Below are 5899 nucleotides of genomic sequence, written 5' to 3' on the forward strand. Positions count from 1 at the left end.
TTCCTGTAGAGCCGGAAGTATAGATAACGTAAGCCAGATTGTGTACGGTATTTACGGTACTTAAATTCTCTGTGCTTAAATCTTTTACTTCTTTTTTAAATTCTTCCAGAACAGCATCATCTATAAGCAGTTTGCATTTGCTGTCGGCCAGCATATAGGCGATTCTCTCGGATGGATAATCCATATCGATAGGCAAATAAGCGCCGCCTGATTTTAATATTCCCAGTAAGACTACCAGCATCCAGTCGTTTCGCTCTAATTTTATACCGATGAGGTCTTCGGGTTTAACTCCGTGTTTGTCTCGAAGGTAATGACCAAACTGGTTGGCTTTTGCATTAAGCTGGCTGTAACTAAATGTCTTGTCCTGATAAACAAGTGCAATTGAATCGGGGGTTTTAGATACCTGCTCTTCTAAAAGGTTGATAATGGTTTTATCTGCCGAATAAGGGCTTTGGGTAGCATTAAAAGTGACTAAAAGTTGTTCTTTTTCAGCATCGCTTAAGTAGTTTAGCTGACGTATTGCAAGGGTTGGTTTTTCGATCACAGCATTCATTAAATGAACCAGATGGCTCAATAACTGGTCTGCTATTTCGGCACTGTAAATATCTGAATTATACTCTAAGCTAACTTGTAATGTTTCGCCTGAATCCTCAAAGTTAAAGGTAAAATCAAATTTACTGATTACTGCTGTGCTGCCCTGGTAAGCGCTCACCTGAAGTTCTCCTAACGTGGACTCGTTCTCTGGGTTGGAATCCTGATTTTGCAGCATTACCATCACATCAAAAAGTGGGTTTCTGCTCATATCACGTTGCATATCCAGTGAATCAACCAATTCATCAAAGGGATAAATCTGATGTTCGTAAGCCCCAAGGGTTACTTCTTTTACGCGCTTTAATAATTCAAGAAAATTATCTTCGCCTTTAAATCGGGTTCGCAAAGCCAGTGTATTGACATAAAAACCGATTTGATTTTCTAAATCAGCATGTTCTCTGCCTGCAATAGGGCTTCCGATAATAATATCTTCCTGATTGCTATATCTGTACAATAAGGTATTGACAAGGGCCAATAATCCCATAAAAAGGGTTCCGCCCTGTTCCTGACTGATTCTCTTTATGCCAAGGTTGGTTGCTGAGGGGATGGTTTTATAGACAATGCCTCCATTATAAGTCTGGATTTCTGGTCTGGTTTTGCCCTGTCCTAATTCTAAAACCGAAAGGCTGCCTTCAAACTGATTCAGCCAATAGAACTGGTGTCCTCTGGTGTCCTCTACATTTAAATGCTCATTCTGCCAGGCACTGTAGTCTTTGTATTGGATTGGCAATGGAGATAAAACTGACGTCTGGGAATCGGCATTGTTGTATAAATAAAGTAATTCTTTTATTAATACGCCCATTGACCAGCCATCGCTAATGATGTGGTGCATGGCATAGGCAAATACAAACTGGTTCGCTTCTGTTTGATACACTTCTGCACGAAGCAAAGATCCCTTTTTCAAATTAAATGGAAGGGCAAACATACGCTGCACTTCTTTCTCCAACAATTCTTTCTTTTGTGGGGCTTCACGAAGGTCTTTGTATTCTAAATTAAATCCTGTTTCATCAGAAGGAAGTATAAATTGCCGCACTTCTTCCTGATCATTTTGCTTAAAAACGGTTCTTAAAATCTCATGGCGATTAATCAATACGGCAAATGCATTTCTTAAGGCATCGATATTTAAATCTCCTGTAAAAACATACACTCCAGGCATATTATAAGCCGAACTGGTTTCTGCGAACTGGCTTAATATCCATAAGCGTTTTTGTCCTGCGGATAAAGCGTAATCTTTTGCAGTCGGAACAACAGGAATATTGTCATATGATATTGTTTTTGACTCCTGAATCCATTTTGCTTGTTCTTCCAATACCGAAAATGTAAAAAGATCTTTTAATGCAGGCTTGTTATTAAATGTTTTATGAATTTGCATTGACAAACGGGTGGCACTTATACTTTGCCCTCCAAGATCAAAAAAATTATCCTTTACACTAATTTTATCCTTTTTTAAAACTTCTTGCCAGATGGCCAATAGTTTTTCTTCAGTTTCATTGCGAGGTGCAACGTATTCAATACCACTTTCTATATTTACAAAATTAGATGCAGGTAATTTTCTTTTATCGATTTTTCCATTAGAGGTAAGCGGCAATTGTTCCATCTGTACAAAATGAGATGGAATCATATATTTGGGCAATTTGGTATTGAGATAAACTTGCAGAGTAGACGAATTCAAAACTTCTTTGCTTACAATATAAGCTACTAGTTCCTTTTGTCCATTTTCCTGATTAACAGCAATTACTACATTCGATTCAATATCGGAATGTCCCTGCAATACATTTTCAATTTCGCCTAATTCAATTCGGTAACCTCTTATTTTAACCTGATCATCTTTTCTTCCCAGAAACTGAATAGTTCCATCCGAAAGCCATCTTCCTAGATCTCCTGTTTTGTACATTCTCTCTCCATCTTTAAAGGGATTATGAACAAATTTCTCAGCTGTTAATTCTGGCTTGTTAAAATAACCACGGGCTAAACCGGTTCCTCCAATACATATTTCACCTTTAACTCCAATAGGTGCTATTTGATTGTAATCATTCAGTATATAAATATTTCGATTATAGATTGGCTTCCCTATAATCCCTGATTTTTCTGTATTTGTAATTTTATAATAGGTACAACATACCGTAGATTCACTTGGTCCATAACTGTCGTAAATCTCTATTTTATTCAAAAAATTACTGACATAAGAAGCATTAAATACATCTCCTCCGCTAATCATTAACCTTAGATTAGACAGGTTTAAATTGCAATTATTTAATTCGCTAAACACTAATGGCGTTGTGCTTATAATAGTTGCACCTTTTTCTTCTATCAGTGTTTGTAATTCCTGTATATCCTGTCCTCCATTTCTACCCATAAGTATAATTCCGCCTTTAATCAAAACCGGGTAAATCTCTTCAATATGTGTATCAAAAGAAAAAGAAGACTGTTGGATAAACCTGTCACTTCTGTTTATTTGAAATATTCTTTCAAAAGTACAGACATAATCAAAAAGTGAATTGTGTTCAATCATCACTCCTTTTGGATTACCTGTTGTCCCAGAAGTATAGATTAGATAAGCTAAATCATTTGGTATATTTACGACATTTAAATTTTCAATACTATAATTTCCTATTTGATCTTTAATTTTTTTCAGCTCTTTCTCATCCAGTATCAATTTGCATCTACTGTCTTCATACATATACTCTTTTCTATCCTTTGGATAAATCGGATCGATTGGCACATAGGCCGCACCACTCTTTAACACAGCAAGAATCGAAATAACAGCCCATTCACTTTTTTCTAATTCAACCCCAATTAATTCATTTGGTTTAACCTTATAATTATCTCTTAAATAATGGGCCAGCTGATTTGATTTTTTGTTCAAATCATTATAACTAAATTCCTTTTCTTCAAAAATCAGTGCAATACTGTCAGGAGATACTAATACTTGTTCTTCAAACAAATCAATTACAGTTTTATCCTGTGGATAATTAACTGCCGTATTATTAAATTTTACAAGAAGATTTTCTTTTTCTGATTCAGTAAGGTACTCTAATTTAAGTATTTCTAAAGTTGGTTTTTTAACGACCGTTTTCATTAACTCAACTAAATGATCTGCCAACTGAGTGGCCATTTCTTCTGAATAGATATCTGAATTATATTCTAAATCGAAAGATAATTCGTTTCCTAAATCTGTAAAATTAAAAGTAAAGTCAAACTTACTTATTACCGCAGTGTTTCCCTGGTATGGACTAACCTGAAGATCGCCTAAATTTGTCTCGCCGCCTTGTTTTGATTCATTGTGCTGTACCGTTACCATTACATCAAACAGCGGATTTCTGCTCATATCGCGCTGTAGATTTAATGAATCAACTAATTCATCAAAGGGATAAATCTGATGCTCATAAGCTCCAAGAGTTATTTCCTGTACCTTTTTTAATAGACTTACAAAACTGTCGTCACTATTGAAACGTGTTCTTAATGCCAGTGTATTGATGTAAAATCCAATTTGATTTTCTAAATCAGAATGTTCTCTTCCTGCCATTGGAGTACCAATAACAATATCTCCCTGATTATTGTAACGATAGAGTAAAGTATTTACTAAAGTCATTGCTGCCATAAACAGGGTTGCTCCCTGATCCTGGCTTATTTTTTTTAGACCCAAACTGGTTGCTGTATCAATTTTTTTAAATACCGAACCACCATTATAGGTCTGAAGCGAAGGTCTTATTAAACCTGGCAACAAGTCAAAAACCGGTAATTCTCCTTCAAATTGTTTTAGCCAGTATGTTTTATGTCCCTTTACTCCTTCAGCTTTTAGCTCTGATTTTTGCCATACACTATAATCTTTATAGTGAATTCTTAAAGGTGGTAAAATTGCTGCTTTTGATTCAATAAGGTTGTTGTATAAAAATAATAGTTCTTTTATAAAGATACCCATCGACCAGCCATCACTAATAATGTGATGCATTGCATAAGCAAATACAAATTGATTTGTTTTAGTTTGATAAATTTCGGCACGTAACATCGGTCCATTTTCAAGATCAAAAGGACGCGTAAAAACAGATTGAACTTCTTTTTCAATCAATTCCTGTTGTTGCGTTTCCTGACGAAAATCTTTATACTCTAAATTAAATCCGGTTTCCGCAGAAGACAGAATAAATTGTCTCACCTCTTCCTGATCATTTTCTTTAAATACCGTTCTTAAAATTTCATGACGATCTATCAATGCCGTAAATGCATTTCTTAGGGCTTCAATATTTAAATTACCAGTAAAGGCATATGCTCCGGGTACATTATAAGCAGTATTCGACTCTTCAAACTGGCTTAAAATCCAGAGTCGATGTTGTGCTGAGGATAACACGTAATTATCCTCAGCATTAACTTGCTCTATATAAGTATGCTTCTTGTTATTATTCTTATAAGAAATTAACAGCTCTTTTAAAGCTTCTTTATTTTCTTTGATTTCATTTAATAACGCTGCATTTAAAACATTTTTAGGAGCTTGCAAATCAATTCGGTCATCAACTAATTGCACTACTACTTTAAGTTTTTTCAACTTTGAATATAACTCTGCTGCCATTATATAGAAAAATTTTCAAGGTTACTATCTGCATCTACTTCTACAATCTCATTACTAGCCCAATAGGTATTGTCAATTTCATTTGAGAGACTTTCAATATTTGGGTTATTAAACAATAGGGGTAATCCAAGATCAACATCAAAGCTTTTGTTTATTCTTGCCATCAATTGGATTGCTTTCAAACTATGTCCGCCCAGATCAAAGAAATCGTCATGTACCCCGATTTGTTCCCTGTTTAGGATTTCTTCCCAGATCGCTGCCAGCTGTTTCTCGCTTTGGGTTCTTGGGGCCACATACTGATGGCTTCTCAGGGTCCCAAGGCCGTCTATGGAAGGAAGCTGGGCTTTGTCCAGCTTTCCGTTGGCGGTCAGCGGAAGCGCCTCGAGCTGCATATAATGGGAAGGCACCTGATAGGATGGCAGCTGGGCCGATAAGTAGGCGCGGATATCTGAGACATCCAGCGTGTTATCCTGCTCTTTGCCTACCAGATAAGCCACCAGTTCTTTATCGCCTTCACCGCTGCTTTGCGCCACTACGGCGCTCAGGGCAATACCCGGGTGCCCCTGAAGCACGCTCTCGATCTCACCGGTCTCTATTCGGTAACCTCTGATCTTAACCTGCTCGTCCTTTCTGCCAAGATATTCCATGCGCCCCTCAGCAAGCCAGCGGCCAATATCGCCGCTGCGGTACATGCGCCCTCCTTTTACAAATGGGTTTTCTATAAATTTCTCCGAGCTTAATTGG

The 5899-nt window shown here is 36.8% G+C and carries 2 protein-coding genes; both read right to left on the reverse strand.

Annotated features, from left to right (window positions below):
• Positions 1-5155, reverse strand: a 5155-nt coding sequence (locus tag J7604_RS26055) for a non-ribosomal peptide synthetase (protein WP_293903258.1), incomplete at its 3' end; no start/stop codon positions are given.
• Positions 5155-5899 (reverse strand): phosphopantetheine-binding protein (locus tag J7604_RS26060; RefSeq protein ID WP_293903261.1); only part of this gene is annotated, 745 nt, incomplete at its 5' end. The genes J7604_RS26055 and J7604_RS26060, both read right to left, overlap by 1 nt.

The organism is Sporocytophaga sp. (genome assembly GCF_017745095.1).
In the GTDB taxonomy this organism is placed as follows: Bacteria; Bacteroidota; Bacteroidia; order Cytophagales; family Cytophagaceae; genus Sporocytophaga.